The sequence below is a fragment of the Eubacterium callanderi genome (assembly GCF_900142645.1).
GTDB lineage: Bacteria > Bacillota > Clostridia > Eubacteriales > Eubacteriaceae > Eubacterium > Eubacterium callanderi.
Genome location: NZ_FRBP01000014.1, coordinates 1 through 17,682 on the forward strand (window position 1 = coordinate 1; position 17,682 = coordinate 17,682).

A 17,682-nucleotide genomic window follows, 5' to 3' on the forward strand; every position below is an offset into this window, starting at 1 on the left:
TGCCATTTTTTTCTCCTCTTTTTATGTTCTTATATGCAAAAAACCCTGATGACCACATACACGTGTGTGTACGCGGCCTTCAGGGTTTTGATGGGTGACAGCCGGTGTCCCATTTTATGGTCGTTAATTCATTTAATGCTTTATAATTCCAGAGCGCCGTGGCGCTCATAAAAACGCCGCAGCGCTCCGATAACCTCTGGGTCGTACTGGCCGCCGCTCTGCAGCTCCAGTCTGGCTAATATCTGGCAGGGCCTCAGCCCGTCCAGCGCCAGATGGTCCCAGATGTTGGCCACAGCGCATACCCGGCCTGCCAGAGGAATATCCCTCCCTTTGGCCGATTCATGCTGGCATTCGCCATAATGGTCATGATGATAACGGCAGATATCTGCCGCGATGCTTGTAAAGATGGTTGCCTGGCCGCTTTTTTGGTTAAAAAGCTGATGCAGGCGTTTAAAAAAAATCTCGCCAATCTCAGTGTGGCCTGTCCCATATTCGCCGGGAATTTTTCCCATATCGTGATAATTCAGGGGAGACAGGTCTCCCCAGTTCCAAAGGTCTAACAGGTCCTGCCTGTCCATTTCCTTTAATATTGTCTCCATACGCTGACCTGTCCGCAGGCTATGGGCCCGGATTTCTGGGTCCATAGCGTTTGCGGCAGTTTCAAGGGCCTGGCGCAGCCCAAGATAAGCTTGGTTCGTTTGCTCCATTATATTTCCTTTTTAGCTGTTTATTCCAATTTCCCAACGGGGCGCTTTGGCTATTGCCGTCTGTTTTTGCGGTACCATATCAGGCTGACCATAAACGCTGCCGCGATGGCCATTAAACATCCGGCCAATCCCAACAGCTGCCCAGCTGTAAAATACAGTCCGGTCACAGGGTTCACTACTGTTGTCACTCTGGTCAATGGATTGTCACTGGTGATGGTAAACCGCACACGCTCCATTTCGCTCAGCTCGCTGACATTTCCGGCATGGTCCCACACCTTAAAGGAAATGTCATAGGCCCGCGCGTCCTCAACGGTGATGGTATTCTCACCCTTCTGATTCCAGAGCTGCGGCTCCGTCCAGGTTTTGCCGCCGTCAAGGGTGTAGGACCATGCCTTCAGGCCGCTGGTCTCAATGCCCTCGATACTGTCATTTGCCAGGACGGTTAATGTCTGCGGCTCCAGAGCTTCCCCGTTTTCAGGCGCTCCGGTGATGGCCAGCCCCTTGGGCGCTGTCTGGTCAATTTTTATAAAATCCTCTCTCTGTGTCTTATTGCCTGCATTATCGGTAATGACATGCAGCATTTGATGAACGCCGTCCTCGCTCAGCTCTCCGGTCACACGGTATTCCGGCACAAGGCCCTCTGCAAATACCGCTTCCCCGAGCATCACCGGCTCGCCGTTATCCATGGTCTGTTTAATGCTGTGAATCCCCGCCTCCGGACAGCTGACAAGGAGCTCGTAGGAAACCGGTTGGTTATACCAGCCGCCGCTTGCTGCCTCGCCGTTGATCCAAAGGTTCGGTACTTCAATTTTGCGGGTGAGTACCCACTGGCTGCTCTCTTTGCCGATGGCAAACAGCCCGGTCTCATTGCCGGCCGTGTCCTCTGCATGGCAGGTGACCTTGGCGTCTGTGTCCATTGGGATTTCAAAGCTGGCTTTTCCATCCTTCACAGGTGCTTGTGCACTTTGGCCGCCAATATTGTAGGTAAGGGCTTCGCAGCCGCTGGCCGCATCGGTTACCGGTACGGTTACCTGGACAGCCTCGTTATAGAAATTGCCAAAGCTGAGCCAGTGGATAAGTTTTTCAATGGGCTTATTGCCTATGTCCTTAAAGCTGGCTTCGCCGATTTCCGGCGCTTCTGTGTCAATATAGAACACTTTTTCAATATAGTTTTGATCCCCTTCCTTCGCTTCATTTCCGGCCGCATCCTTCGCGTAGACGCGCAGGATGTTCTCGCCTTCTTTAAGCCATTCTCTCAGCTCAGTTTCACTGTCAAACACCACTGGCTCACCGTTGAGGGTGAAGGTATGGGTCACCGGGGCTTTTCCTGCCGTTTCCATTTCTGGAACCAGGCGCACGCTCGGTTTTCTGTCCTTGTACCAGTGCACGTTTTCGTGCACATTTCCGTTGGCCTCGTCCATCTGGACGGCCGCAAAGGCTGGCGCTTCACTATCCTTTTTGATGGATTCATAGGGGCTTTCCTTCTGGTTACCAGCCATGTCCGTCACACGGACTGCAATGAGGTTCTGCTGTCCGGCTGCTCTTGCCGCCTGAGGCTGGCTGTAGACGCCATCCTCCTCAATTTCAAGGATATTTTCATCTCCCCATGCTTCGGGGGCGGTCCAGGTCTGGCCGCCGTCCAGGGTGTATTGCCAGGTGTCGATGTCGCTTTCACCCACTGCCATATTGGCCTTGAGCCTTACGGTTTCCTCGCTGCGCCAGCGGTCCGGGTCCACCGGGTCGCCGCTAAGCTCAGTAATATAAGCTGCCAGCTCCTGACCGTGGTCCAGCTTAAAGCTGTAGCTGCGTTCTGCGGTATTGCCCGCGTTGTCGGCGGCTTTCACTGTCAGCGTGTTTACGCCGTCCTCGGTAATGTTTATCTCAATATTTTCACTGTCCTTTCGTTCATGCTCAGACGGCATGACCGTCTGCTCGGGTTCGTCATTTAACTGCCAGCTCACAGCCGCCAGGCCGCTGTCCATATCCTCGATACGGACGCTGACAGGAATATCCTGGGTGTACCAGCCCGCCGCGTTGGCAGTCACGCTGGTGACAGCGTCACCGATGATGGGGCCGCTGTTTTCCGTTGTCCACTGGGCGGTTTCTCCTCCGCCCTTTACCGGCAGCGTCTCAGACACATTGCCTGCGATGTCTTTGGCCCAAACCGCAAGGGTCTGGTCCTTCACACCGTTCACCGGCAGGGTAAAGACAGCTTTGCCATCGTTCGCCACTACCTCTGTGGAAATGCCGTCAACACTGTAGGCAAGCGAATGATTACCGCTCATGGCGTCCTCGACGGGCACCGTAACACGGATGGTGTCGTTAAAGAAATTGCCAAAGCTGAGCCAGTGAATAGCCGCCTTGACCCAGTTGTCCACGCCCTTTTGCTGTTCAAACAGAATATCCTGTTCTTTTACTTCAGGAGCGGTCTGGTCTTTTCTCACCTCTGCGGCGCTGTCGAGCTGCGACAGATTGCCGGCCGCATCCCAGACCCTGAAGGTAACAGCATAGACGCCGTCCCCGGCGATCGGGATGTTGTTTTCACCCGTGCCGTCCCAGGGAATATTGGCTGTCTGCCACGTGTTTCCGCCATCGAGACTGTAGTTCCATTCCTTCAGGCCAAAGCTGATGACTCCCTCTGCCGGGTCGGCCGCGTGCACTTTTAGCACTCGGTCAGCCTTCCGGTTATCCCAGGCGCTGTCCACCGGGCTCGTCCCGTCGGCCTCTGTAATACTGAGATTGATGGGCGCGGCCGTATCGGTGACATGCACGCTTTTGGGTTCACTGTTTACGCTGGTGTTTCCAACCAGATCCGAAACCCGGACCACCAGACTGTCGGTATCCAGGCCGCCCTTGCTGGCTATCACCCGGCTCAGGCTTGACGCCTCACTGCTGATGGAGTACTGCTCACTCCATGTTGCCCCGCCATCCAGGCTGTACTGCCAGCTGGAAAGCGGCGACGTCTTCTTTTTATCGGGGTTGGTCTGGTTTTCATTGGTCTCGTCTGGAATCACTGTCAGGGTTATATCTTTGTCGGTTCTGCCATCACTGCCCAGCTCACCCTCGCTTGTTGTCAGCTTAAGACCCGGCTTGTCCGGCGGGGTCGCATCGTTTTTGAACTGCCATGTTGTTTCTGCGCTGTTGTCCCATGCGTCGTAGGCGGTTATCCTGAGGACAAGGTCCTCACCTTCGCCGGTGATATCCGTGATTGGGACATCTGTCTCGGTCTGTCCGCTGTTGTCTGCCCGGGTATAGTCCAGTGTGACCATCCGGTTGTCGGGATAGGTGACATTCACCTTGGTAATGCTGTTGGCATCCGGGTAGGCCTTGAGGACATTGCCGGAATCATCTTTAATGTCCTCTGGCTTACTGCCGCCCTCCACGGTGATGTGCGCATTGGCTGTCAGCGGCTGGTCATGATACCAGCCTGCGATGGTGGTCTCACCAGGAGTGATCTGAAGCTCTATTTTTGTCAGGTTAATATTTCCTGGGATCGTTAAATCAGGAATTCCCGTCTGCTCGATGCCGTTTCCCGCCTTATCATAAACTTTTTTTATTTTTACACGGTCCCCTGCTCCAAGGGTATTAACATCCAGTACTGCCTGGCCGGAGACATCACAGCTCATAGTCTGTGACGGTCCCTCTGCACCGTTTTTGGTAATCGTATAGTCAACACTTCCTCCGCCGCTCAGGGCATCATTAACCAAAACCTTAAGCTTCAGCCTGCCGTTGTCCATGAAAAAGCTGGCATTTGTCTGGCTGGCATCCGGTGGTGTTTTGTCTACCATTACCTTCTTTTCACAAATATTTTCTGTATCCTGAAGCCCGCTGTCTTTCTGCCGGCCCCAGGCTTTAACGACATATTCTCCCTCCTCTGTAAAGTCTGCAAGCGCCACGGACTGCCCGCTCTCTGACGGAGCGATGGTTCCTGTTCGGCTGGCGTCCGCTGTGCTGTCTTTATAGGTCTGGTATTCATATTCTGTGGCCTGCCGCACACCGGCGTCGTCGCAGGACGGCACCAGCACCGTGGCGGTCTGATCCTGGTTGCTCCAGGCTTCATTCATTATACTGCCATTCTGGTCTTTTACCTCAATGGCTGGCGCGCCCGGCATTTTACGGTTGATGACCACTTTTTGCGGCGCTGTGGCCGCGGACACATTGCCTGCGTTGGTCACAAGCCTGAACTGGTAATCGGCGTTGGTCTCTGAGCTGATGACGTGCTTTTTACCCAGCGCGTCGCTCACCGAGGACCAGGTGCTGCCATGATCGGTGCTCACCTGTAAATCCTCAACACCCGAAACGGGCTCCTCATAGGTCAGCGCTGCGCAGACGTTATAGCTGGTGGCGTCCGTGTAAGACGTGTCTGCTCCATCCATGAGGGTGAAGCTTACGCCAAGGGCCGGCGCCGCGGTCTCGACCTTAAAGGTCTTTTCCACGGTCTGGGTGTTGCCCGCCCGATCCTTGGCCTCAACCGTCACCCGCTGGGCGCTGCCGCTCTGGGTGATGGTGCTGTTGTACTGCTTTGTATTCTTGCTGTCTGCCGCGTCCACGGTGTCATTGGCGACCACTGTCTCGCTGCCGTTTTGGTCCATAGCTGCCCTCACGGTTTCCAGGCCTGCGTCGCTGTCGCGGGCAGTGACGGTATAGGGCAGAACGCCCTTATACCAGCCCTTGTCGTTGGGTGCAGTCTTTGGTGTGATGCTGACCTCTGGCTTTTCAGCCTCCAGCAGTAAATTGTCAATGGTTACTGGCGCGCTCTCACGCCCGGCCAGGTCGGTGGCTGTCAGCTTTAAGCTGGTATTCAGCGGCACGCCCTTTTTTGGTGACAGCCGGAAGCTCACGCGTCCGTTGCCGTCTGCGGTTAATGTCTTCTGTGCTGCGTTGTCATTTCCCAGCTGATACGTGATTTTGTAAACGCCTGATCCCACATCATGCGCGGTCACAGAAACCTCAATGGTGTCGTTGAACAGTATGCCGCCCAGCAGCCCAAGGGTTTTTCCTCCATTTACATCCCGCACTTCAATGTCATTATCGGCAATCGCCGGGTCTTTTGTATCTACCTTGACTGTTTCTCTGGCAGTCAGATCCGAGAGATTGTCCGCAGCATCCCTGCTTCTTGTCATGAAATTGAATACACCCTCCCCGTCAAGGGGGATGCAGCCGCCTTCCTTCCACTCCGCAGGAGCGGCAGCTGTCTGCAGGCTTCTCAGGAATTGACCGCTGCTGGCAGCCTGAACAGATGAATTGGATAACTGATATTCTGTTTTCACAGCGCTTCGCTGCTCATCGTCAATATCCAGCCCGGCGCCTGCAAAGCCATTCTCTCTGACGCTTATTTGCGGCCTTGTAATATACCAGCCGTTTTCGCCGTCCGGGTTTTCAATGTTTTTGGCCAGCACGGGCTCCTTAGGCTTTTCACCGTCAATAAATGCCGATTCCGATACGATACCGGACTCATTTCCAGTTCCTGAAACCGCTTTAAATTCATAGGTCTGTCCTGCTCCCGGGGTTGTCTTCCGAATAGTCAGACTATCGCCCGCCATTTTTTTCCACGGATCACCGCCCCCCTCACGGTAGTAATAATCAATTCCTGAAGGTGGTGCAGCGCTAAGGAGCTTTGGTGTAAAGACAACATCCTTGCTCCATTTCACACCGTCAACAAGATCAGAGTTAACCTCAATGTCAATTTTTGCTTCTGTATCATCCTTCCACACCTCAAAGGTCTTCTCATCGCTGGCAATGCCGGCATTGTTGACGGACCGGACCTTCACGAGGGCTTTTCCATTATCGGTCACATCATATTTTACATTCTTCCACAGGTGGTCAATACCCGGATTAATCCGGTCTGCCTCGGTAAAGTCTACCCAGGTGTTGCCGCCTGCATCGTAGTACTGATATTTTTCAAAACCGGATACAGTGTTTTCACCGCCGTTAACCTGCAGGGAAAAGCTTTCCTTTGCCCATTTCTTCTGGGACTTGTTACCGGCCTCGGTGATGGACACGCTGGGCTTTTCGCTGTCCGCGCAGATTCTGGCGCTGACGGTTTTTTTCTGACCCGCGTTGTTTTCAACCTCTGCCTCAATGGCTCCCTTAAAATTCTCAATTTCCACTGGCCCTGTATAACGGGTCATCTCGCCATAGCGCAGCTTTGTGCCTGCATCGGGTACTAGCTTGAATTTCAAGCTGTTTTCCTTAATGCCTACCCGGTCATCCTTTGCGGTGATGGCCGCGTTAACGCTGCCCGCGTAAACCGGTGTATTGCCTTCCGCCAGCGTCTTGACCACTGTATTGTCAAAGCTGATTTCCAGCACAGGTAAATTATCAGCCTTAGCGTAGTTAAAAACCTGCTTGGCCAACGGCGATGTGTTTCCCGCTTCATCCTGGGTGTAGGCCTCTATAATCCACGTGCCGCTTTCTTTAATGAGTGCGCCAACGCTGGCCTCTGTGCCTGCTGCTGTGATATAGTCCGGAACGCTCACTGCGCCGTTATTGTAGACACGGTAATAGAGGGTTCTGGGGCTGGCTTCTCCTGTCTCAGTCGTTTTGTCCTTAATTTTAAGGGTGTCCAGCACACTGTCGTCGTACCATGTACCATTGTCCAGACTTTGCTCTGTGCCATCCTTGTATAAAGACATTGCAGGCTGTTCTGGCGCTTTCTGGTCAAGGGCAATTTTATAGATTCCACTCTCCTTCGTCTGTTTTGATTTATTTTCTGATTTAAACCGATAGGTTGTAATGCCGTCCTCTGTGACGGTGATGGTCTTATGGGTTTTATCATAAACAGTATACGCTTCCTGACTCTTTTGGCCAGACAACTTGACGCCGTCGGTGGAGACCTCAAGGGTCACTGGCTGGCTGCTCCATACCAGCTGTGCGTCAGCGCCTTCACTGCATCTGCCATTGGCCTCTACAGAAAGTGATGGCGGGGTTTTTTGAATATTAACGTTCACCATGCTCTCAGGGCTTTCATGACCAGCCTGTGAGACCACCTTAAAGCAGACATTGAAACTGCCATCATTGCTTCCGTCGATGTTAGCGGTAATTGCAACACCACTGCCGCTATAATCCTGCCAGTCTTCCTTTAACACACCGTCCTTGTAGACAGCGTACTTTATACCCGTTGCTCCGTCATAGCCGGAAAGGGGCGCGGTTGGGTCATTCGTGGCCGCGGTGATGGTGACCTCTTTATCGGTCCATCCTCCGTCATAGGCTGTGCCGCCTGCTGTTGCTGTAAGCACAGGCGCCTTGGGCGTCATGGTGTCCACAATAAATTTGCTGGCGGCAGTGGCGCTCTGGCCCGCGCCGTCTGTGGCCGTAAACTCAAAATCATATTTACCATCCTCAATTACAAGAGGACTGGTGTAAGGCTTGACTGCGCCTCCGCTTGTCAGCTTATAGGTCTGGCTTTTCAGGCCGCTGGCAATGCTGCCGCTTACGCCGTCGATTAAGCCTGTCTGAGGATCATCTGAAGCGGTCACGCTCAGGGTTGGCTGCTGGCTGTAAACTGCGTAGTTGTCGCTGTTTGTCAGGGCGCTGGCAATATCCATCACTGGCATTTCAGCTGTTGGGCTTTTTTTGTCTATCTTAATGCTGACTGCTGTAGTCTCAGACACGGTTTTGCTGTCTGTTCTTCCGTTAATGGCTGCCCGGAACATAAAGTTCTGGCTGGTGGGTTTATCAAAGGTCAGTATCTGGGTTGTACCGCTGACAGCTGAGGCAGTGAAGACACTGTTATTATCGCCCACACTGATATCACGCCAGGTCGTTCCATTGTCAACAGAATACTGATATTTACTGAAGTTTCCTGACAGCGAATTGCCACGGCTGTCTGTTTTAATATATTCCAGACTTACGCTCACATTATCTTTTGACCAGTCCCCGTCATAGGGCAGGCTGTTTTTGGTGGCAGTGGCCTTGACCCGGGGCAGGGTTGAATTGATTATTATCCCGTCGGTACTCAGCTCTGTGGCGTTTCCGGCCCTGTCCGTCGCCGTAGCGCGGACATAGCCCTGAAAGTCCGGTGTGACGCTGAAGGTCACTTTTTCTTTTCCACTGACACGCTTGGTCTCGACAGGGGTTCCCTCGTTCGCGCCTGGGTCTGTATTAGCTTGATCTGTCTTATAGACCGTATACTCAATGCTGTCAATACCACTGACGTCATCGCCCGCCTCCAGCACCACATCGGTGGTTTTATCAAAGAACAGGCCAAAGGTAAGGCTGTGCAGCAGCTCGGTAAAGGTGTTGTTCTCAACACTGGCGCTAAAGGGCGCCGGACCGCGGGTATCCACCATAATGGTCTCTTTAACCATTCCCGAAGTGTTTTGCCCTGTCCCGTCAACCCTGGTGGCCGCATCCTTTGACCAGGTCTCCAGCGTGTACACGCCGTCCGCCGCAATCTCAGGATCTTTATTGGACATATAATTGGTGCCCGCGAAGCTGTTGGCTGTGGTGGCACAGGTGTTAATGCTGCCATTGTTCTGTTTTCCGACAAAACCAGCTGCCTGCTCCGTTGGTATGATCGCTCCTGGCGCTGCGTAGCAATTCACGATGCTGCCGGCGTTTTCGCCCACTGCGCCGCCCATGACAGGCGCGCCGCTGACGTTGGCCGTCGTTTTGGAGTCATTGAACCCACCGGCATTGCTGCCCGTCAGTCCTCCCGCAGCCACACTGCCCGTTACCGCGCCGCTGTTGATGGTGTTTCGGACACTGGCGTCTTTTTCTACCACCCCGGCGATACCGCCGGCTGTTTTTCCGCTGACAGCACCGGTGCTCTCACAGCTGCTTATGCTGCCCGACTGTATTTTACCCGCGACGCCGCCCACATTGGCGCTCTCCGCCGCAGTAACTGTCATGGCGTTTTCGCAGTCTGACAGCGCTTTGGCGCTGTACAGGCCCACGATCCCCCCTACACTGTCAAGGCTGTTTGCAGCAGTCAGGGTTCCACTGGTTTTACATCTTGTCAGGCTGCCGGACGCTGTGCCCGCAATTCCGCCGATATGGCCGGACGCGCTGGCAGCTGTGGCTGTAAGAGTGCCGCTGTACTCACAATTCTGTATGGCGCCGCTGGACTGGCCGGCAATGCCGCCTAGATTGGCGCTGGACGAGCTGATATTTCCTGTAACCTTACAATCCTGAATGGTCCCTGTGTTGGTTGGGGTGATCCCACTGTCTGTTAAAAGTCCTGTGGTATTCAATGTGCAATAGGAAATACTGCCTGAGTTGCTCACACCTACCAGGGGCCTGGTTGTCGCTGTGCTGCTGCAATGTGTGATCTGTCCAGCGTTGGCGCCGCTGACCAGCTGGCCGCCGCTGATGTCAAAATTCATGAGGCGTGCCGTCTCTGATGTATTGGCGAACAGCGCTTTTCCAGCAGCCGCACCACTGAGGGTAATTTTATAGCCGCCGCCGTCAAAGCTGCCCGCAAAATTGCTGATCCCGCTGAAGGACCCATCTGTGATGGCAATGTTGTCGCCCAGAACATAGACGCCATTCTTATCCGCAGGGTAAGAGGGATCGGTACCGATTGCCTTAAGCTGCTCCTCGGTACGGATAATGGCCGTTACCGCCTGGGGCTCCCCTGTGGTAGTGGTAAACTGTGAGGTTGGCTTTTGGGCAAGGCTTACCATCGTATTGACTAAAAGCTTCTCCTCCTCGGTTGTCGCATAGCCTGTGGTATGCCCCACCTGGGACATACCGACGTTTCCGCTGGTGGTCAGGTAAAAATTGCTTGTTCCTTTCTCACCTTTATACTGCTTTAGCTCTTTGTCCAAAAGCTGGCCGCTCGCATCGTCTGCAAACTGAACCCATACGTCTCCCTTTGCAAACTGGTATTGATTATGCGTTTGTTTTATAGGGATTTTATCCGAAATTAAAAATGGAAAGGTTGTGATTTTTCCGGATTTTACCACCCTGGCTGTTGTTGTCCTTATGCTTGTATATTGAGCGAAATCCGGATCAACGTCCGAAGTGTCAAGATTGAAAGCTGGCGTAATGTTTGCCAGGCCCTGCATGGCCCTTGTTATATTTGGCGCACGATTTGAAAACGCGTCATGGCCTACCAGAAACCCATTTCCGGCATTCATATAATTCTGCAAAACGCCCAGTGTCCCTGTGGCAATATCCTGGTTTCCATTAGAGTCCGCGGCTCCCACATAGATAAGGTCATAGGCAAAACTTGAGCCGCCGTTTTTCAATACGCTGTCGGCATTTGCGTTAAAATCGCTGATTGACACCTGGGTAATATCCAGTGTAATCACCTCGCCATTATCTGCCTTAACCTCAAACTGAGCAGTGCTTGAATCCGCGTTTCCTTTTTTTACTGTCATCTGACTTTCCGCACCCGCCAGCTCGCACATCCATTTGATTAAGACCTTGCCATTATCCCCAGGATAAAGGTTAAGGACCTTTATATTCGGTTTATTCAGCTTATTGCTCTCCTTAAGGTCTGGCGCCTTGTAAGCACGCGCGCCCTCGGCCATAACGGCAGGGTCCGCGGGGCCGGGGCCCGCCGTGGCAGCCAGCTGATCCTTTTGGTTGTTTTGGTCCCTGAAAATGCCCGGAGCTGCCCCAATCCCCGGTGACGTGCCATCCTGATTAAAAGAGCTGTTCAGAATAGACTGCCCTTTGGTAGCCGTCTGTGCCTTACTGCTGTCATTTCCGGTATAAAGCTTATAAAAAATACTTTCAAGGGCTTTCTGCGGGTTTGTAGGACTGTCTGGAATTGTAATGGTGGGCCAAGCGCCCTTATACCAGCCGTTATTACCGTCTGGCACTTCTGTCCCACCGCTGTTTTTTATGCTGACAGCCGGTTTGTCCGGATTTGTCCTGTCGACCTTGACGTTGATCTCCGCCGACACTCCCTCTAATCCGGTTTCATTGACTGCTTTAAACCGAAGGGAAGCATCCGCTTCATCAGGATAGGTGTAGCCCACAGTTTTTTCTGTAGGCGTTTCATTGATCACCGTCCACGTATCGGGCTCCGGCGTGCCGCTTTTCCAGCTCCTGTAATAATAGCGTACCCCGGAGAGGGTGTGTGTTTTGCCAGCATCCGCCGGGTTTACGGCTTGCCTGGTATTTTTAATGGTCAGTCCCGGGGCCTCGTTATACCATTTCCCGCTTTCTCTTCCATCTGTAAAAACCGCCTCAATCTCAGGTGTTACATTATCTATTTTATAATTTTTTTCAATGGCGTCCGCCGCGTTGCCGCTATTGTCCTCAGCATCCAGAGTAAATTTTTTCCCTGTTCCTTTGTTAACGGAAGGCTCGTTGGAATGATAGGTAAAGGTAACTTCGGAATAAATACCGGAAGGTTCCTTTTTATAGGCTAAATTTTCAATACCCAGCGCTTTCCATTCTTCAGGGGTTTTTCCTTCAATCTCGGCAGCGAGAACCGTCACGTCATTGTCCGCCAAGACATGTATGAATTTAATTCCCGACTCTAAGTCGCTCACTTTCACGTTAAAAGTCACGTCGGTCTGCCATTGGCTCAGGTCCTCATTGGCGGTGACCTCGGTCATTGGCTTTTTATCATCCAGATAAAAGCTGGAACTATGGCTGTATTCACATCCATCCTCCGCGGGCGTCATGACCAGTCCGGCCTTATCTGTCACACGGATAAAAACATTGCCTTTAAATTCCGGCGCGAATACTGGCTTATGGTCCTGATCGTAAAGCTGCCAGACACCGTCTGCCGCAGGGGCTGTCTGGTCGATATCGCCGCAGATCTGGTATTCGATTTTATCAACGCCGGACGCTGTATCCTGGGCATTGATCTCCAGCTCGCCCTGCTGGTTAGCGTACCAGAAATAACGGGTTCCTGTTCCGGAAATCATTTCATCGGTCCAGGAACGCAGTTCTTTTTTATTGTCCGCGGCTATGATAAACTGGCTTGGATTCAGTACGGGTTTGGTTCGGTCAACCCGATAGGTATATATTTTGGCAACACTGCCCCGGCCGGAGTCTGTCTCGCTGTAAATCTTAAACTTGTAGATTCCTTCCTTATCGCAGGGGATCTCTGCTGTTGATGGCGCTGCTCCAACCTCTGTGGAAATTTGACTGTTCGCCACTACCTCAACCTGGCTTTCATCAGCGTCCTCTGCAGGCTGGTAAGTTACTTCATATTTTCCGGTTATCCTGCTCTCGCCATTGTTGGACAAAGACATCCCTATTTTGAGAGTGCGGCCAGCGTCTGTAAACCATCCGCTGGCGCCCGGCTCAGTTACCACGTCTGAACTGTCCGTCTTCAGGACATCCTGCGGCGTCAGCGCGACAATATCCAGCGGGCTTCTGTCAATCAGTATTTTTTTCTGGTAGGTGTCATTACATACCGCTGCCTCTGTAGCCGCTTTAAACTCGTACTGCCAGTTTCCATCTTCAGTAACTGTATAGTTTAAAGTCTCCGTAGGATTTAAAGCATCCTGATTGATCTTGACCCACGGAGCGTCATTGATATCATTGTCACGTTTGGCGCGGCGGTAATAATAATTAACCTTATTTGCAATGTCATTGGTTTTGTCGGTGTCGGTGTTGTTGGTAATCTGCAGGGTCACGGTCACGTCCTGGTCGCACCATTTGTCAAATCCATAAATATCGCCATCCACCGGCGCTGCCCACTGGGTATCGATGACTGGTGCAGCCGCTTCAATGCAAAGCACATCACTGGTGCTGGTAAAGCTGTTTCCAGCCTTATCAGTCAGAACAATATTTACTGCGTAGTCGCCCGTCTGGTTACAGGTAAGGATCACGCTGTCCTGCACTGGTCCCTGTCCTCCAGGTGCGCCAGATACCACTTTGCTTGCCAGCAGCTCATTATTGTCTGCTCTAAAAATTTCGGCCTTGGCGATACCAGATTTTTCTGCCAGGGTATCTTCATAGTTTATTTTCAAATCGACCTTATGATAGATGCTTCCCGCATGATAACCAGCGGGAACAGACTCGACGCTTCCACTGTCGGTCTGTCCCTTGTACCCTGTGTACTCAATGGACTGGATCATCGGCTGATGCTCCTCAAGCATGACTTTGTAAGATACTGTCACGTTTTTCCCATTAACGCTGGCGGCGTGAATATAAAGGGTTCCGTCAAAAGCTTCCTCTAAATTCATGGTAATGCTGTGGGGGTTCTGCTGATCCTCAAAATCAGTAGTTGCCCAGCTTACACTGGCCTCGTCGGCTCCAACCGGCACAAATTTATATTCCATACGGCTGACATACAGGCTGTTATCATTCATGGCCGCCTTTGCGTCAAAACGAATGTGCCGTTTGGCGAACATGCTGTACCCATCACTGCTGCCGCCCGTTAAAATGGTTGGCTCCTCGTCATTATCCTTTTGGGCAGTAACCTCTATATTAATGTCACTCTTATTAATTTTAATGTACTCTGTGGTTATGGATGAGGAATGGCCCTTTTTATCTTCCATACTGGCTGTGAGGGTTGTGGTGAGCTGCTTGCCTTTTTCCACATGCAGCTTAACCGTGTAATTGCCGGCTCCATCCTGCGTATACGCCTGCTCGTTACCATTGGCATCCTTGATGGTCACTGCCTGCATACCGCTGATCTCATGGCCCTCCTGGTCGACTGTATAGGGCGTGCTGTCGCAAAGGGTGTCATAATTGCCGCCCTTTGTAAAATCATTGATGTTAAAAGTGACCGTGACGTCCTGATCGGTCCACGCGCCAGTTTTATAATCCTTGCCTTCTTCATCGGTATAGGTAATGGTATTGCATACTGGCGCTTCTCTGTCCGCAATGGGGTTAACGATCATTCTGGCGTTGAACGGGTTGGCCTTTACGTCCGCCGGAGAACTGTCCACTCTGCCAAGATGGTAATCCCTGTTTTTTTCCTCAAATTCAATGTTATAGGTACCTGGCAGCTTGACGCTTTCTTCGCCTACCACTGCACCCTTGTCATTTTTATAGATGTAATCCCAGTCACGCCCTCTCTGCGTTTCCTTCCAGGCGCAGTTGACCGTGGCCTTCTGTACGCTGCCGTCATAGGTTCTGACATAATCACTTACTCTAAAGTTCAAAACCCCACGGGTATTGATCTCGGGGTGAATACCGCCGTTGCGCCAGTAATTGAGAAGCCTGTCCCCCTTAACCACGTAGTCGTTAAACTGGTCGGTGACAGGGTTCCAGCTATACGCGGGTATCTCCGTACTGCCGGGGGTGATGTTATTCTGATTATAAAGATCTAACGGGCTTTTACTGCTGTAAACATTTACGAGGCTGGGACGGTATTTTTCTTCCAGCGATGTACTCGGGTAGACACTCCCTGTTTTCGCGAAATTTTTAAAAAGATTACCGCCCACACACTGGAGCCAGGGAATGGTGTGAGAATTGGCAATAGTCCCTGTAAAACGAACAGAATAGCCGTCTCCCACAGTGCCGCAGGCCACAATTCCCCCGCCTAAAAGATACCGGTAAACATTTATCTTTTCCTTCTGCCATAAGAAAGCCATTTGATACTCGCCGCTGGCAAAATCATTATGATAAATCGAGTTGCCTTTAGTAAAGCAGTTCTCAATGGTTGCGTTTTCCCCCGCGGCTGCCATCTGCGCGCCAGCGGCGATAGCCACATTCGTCCCGGAAACCTTAGGTACCGAAACATAGCCGGAGCTTATTCTATGCACATTCAAATTTACAATGGTAGCGTCCTTTAAAAACCCAAAGAGGGCACATCCGTAAGCGGTTACCTGACCGCCATTTTTATCATAGGCCGGGATAGGCACATATGCTGTTTCCAGCATATCGTCTGTATTAACACGTTCGCCTCTGATTCTGTAACCGTCACCATCCAGCGTTCCCATAAAGGGGCGGCCCAGCTGGCCAATGGGCACACCGTCTGTAAACAGGTCGGTTCCCTGGACAGGTCTTAAACGCCAGTACTTGCCCTTGCTTGCTGTGCCCTCATATTTGTGCAGGTTCCACAGCTGCTGGTTGGTTGCGATGATATAAGGGTCGCGCTCAGTGCCGCTGCCTTCCTCAAAATCGGCGTTGGTTCGGATCATGGCCGCGGGCGTGGCGATGGCCGCCTCACTGGTGCGGGCCACCATACGGTAGCTCACGGGCTTACCGGCGGTTTCTGAGTCAACAGACACAGCCAGCTCTGTGCCGGTCGCGCCCGCGATATCGGTCCAGCCCTCATTATCCGGCTCGATGGGGCGTGTTTTTGCTTCTGCAATACCTTTTGCCTTATTCTGCACTGCCTCGGCAGCTTCGGGGCTTTCCTCACCAGTAATGCCGGTTAAATCAATGGATTCCGCTGCCTCCAGGCTGCTTTTTTTCTGTTCCAGAGCTTCATCGGTGCTCTGCGCCTCTACGCCGGCGTCGCCGCCGTTTTTAGCCTGCCACTGATAGGTAACGCCAGCAGGATCCTGGGCCTCAATATGGGCGGACAGCACCACGCTCTCCCCGATCTCTGCGTCCTTTGACTCTGGCGCTTCCACTACCCTGAGGGGGTTGCCGACTTCCATGATGCCAGACTCCTCCGGGAGGCTTTCAGGTTCTTTTTCCTCCGGTGTTTCGGCAGGGCTTTGTACTTTCTCTGCTGCCTGCTCTTCTGATGTTTTCTCCAGGGTCTCTGCCGCTTCAGCTGTTTCCTTGCCCGTTTCATGGTCAAGTGGCTTTTCCTGCTCTCCGCTGCCTGCATCTGTAACGGCTTCCTGTGGGGTTGAAGGTACAGGCTCTTCCTGTTTCTCCTGGATATTCTCATTCATGGTTTCAGAGGCCGCACTCAGACGCGCGCTGCCAGACGCCAGAACGCTGGCCGGAACCGACCCAAGCACCAAAGAACTGATTAAAAGCATGGCCGTTGCTTTTTTAATACGCTGAATCCATTTTTCGTTCCTTTTCATCTTAACTCACACTTTCCTTGTTAATCCTATTTTAGTCTTTCATTTCATTAAAGTTGTTTTTGAACAGATACATACAGTTTTAATCATAGTGCCTTTTACGCACCTTTTCAATAGTCCGGTATCCAATGACCATTCAGAGGTACGATAAAACCAAAGGCCGCCTCATGAGGCGGCCTTTGGTTTTATGTGTTATTCTTTGGATAATTGTCTGGAATAATAGATGGTCAGATGATCAAACACCGCGGCGTAGCGTTTAACCGGGATGGGCAGCTGGATATTCCCCTCCATGTTTACCTGATACCGGCAGCAGTCGATTACATAGTCCATATTAACAATATAACTGCGGTGGATGCGCAAAAAATTTTCCGGCAGCTCTTTTTCGACATCGCTGATCATCTCCTTGATCTCAAAGCTGCGCTTCAGGCATTTTACCTGGCATTTCCGGTGCTGAGCCTCAATATAGAGTACGCTGTTCAGATTAACATAGTGATCGCCGCGGGCCGCGTCCTTGAATTTTACACGCTGGGGCTTTTCCCGGTTTTGCCTGATCTTTTTGTTGACCAGCTCATAGGCTTTCTTTCCAACGGCAAAGGGGAAATCCTCGTTTTTTCCAAGCAGGTTATCCGCCGGGTTGGACACATGCATAAAGATGACCTTTAAACCGCCGCGCTCCTTGCGGTAGATGAAAGTACAGCGTTGGTCCTGAAGAAAAAAATAGTGGTTTATGCCCATATTGGATACTGTGTAGTGCCCATAAACGGTAGCTGTCTGCCCATCCTCACAGAGCAGACTGTAATGCTCATTGGTCACAATAAAAGGGATCCCTTGTTCAATCCTCAAAATCTCCCGCACATTCTCAACACCCGTTACATACTGGCTTCCAAGAGGGCCAATCCACACAACGTTTTCATCCATGTACTGAATAATTTCATCCAATTTTCTGTCATAGTGCAGACGAATAATATCTCTTGTCAAATTTACTGCGTTTTTCATGGTTCTGTGCTCCTGTCCTCTCCGTCAAAAACAGCGATGTTCCTGTTTTTGGGCGCGCGGAACCAAGCCTACAGACAATATCGTTTTTAACAGTAATAATGTTCTCATCCATACTCTCCTTTTAATGATTC

3 protein-coding genes are annotated in these 17,682 nt (G+C 51.8%); all 3 read right to left on the minus strand.

Annotation, left to right across the window (positions count from 1 at the left end):
* Positions 1 to 140 precede the first annotated feature (140 nt).
* The 3 genes from BUC22_RS17435 to BUC22_RS17445 all read right to left on the minus strand — a co-directional run bounded on the left by BUC22_RS17435 (position 141) and on the right by BUC22_RS17445 (position 17,551).
* On the minus strand, positions 141 to 707 hold the full coding sequence (locus BUC22_RS17435; RefSeq protein WP_070081147.1) for an HD-GYP domain-containing protein: 567 nt from the start codon (positions 705 to 707) through the stop codon (positions 141 to 143).
* A 50-nt stretch (positions 708 to 757) separates the two neighbouring features.
* Positions 758 to 16,558 (minus strand): Ig-like domain repeat protein, encoded by a 15,801-nt coding sequence (locus BUC22_RS17440; RefSeq protein ID WP_070081146.1) that lies wholly within the window; start codon positions 16,556 to 16,558, stop codon positions 758 to 760.
* Between the two features lie 189 nt (positions 16,559 to 16,747).
* The gene (locus tag BUC22_RS17445) at positions 16,748 to 17,551 is read right to left on the minus strand and encodes a LytTR family transcriptional regulator (RefSeq protein WP_013382503.1); all 804 of its coding nucleotides are present in this window, start codon (positions 17,549 to 17,551) and stop codon (positions 16,748 to 16,750) included.
* Between the last annotated feature and the right edge of the window lie 131 nt (positions 17,552 to 17,682).

Bases quoted from the DNA above. Each gene is read 5' to 3' on its own strand.
- BUC22_RS17435 (WP_070081147.1), bottom strand. From the start codon at position 707: ATGGAGCAAACGAACCAAGCTTATCTTGGGCTGCGCCAGGCCCTTGAA.
- BUC22_RS17440 (WP_070081146.1), bottom strand. From the start codon at position 16,558: ATGAAAAGGAACGAAAAATGGATTCAGCGTATTAAAAAAGCAACGGCC.
- BUC22_RS17445 (WP_013382503.1), bottom strand. From the start codon at position 17,551: ATGAAAAACGCAGTAAATTTGACAAGAGATATTATTCGTCTGCACTAT.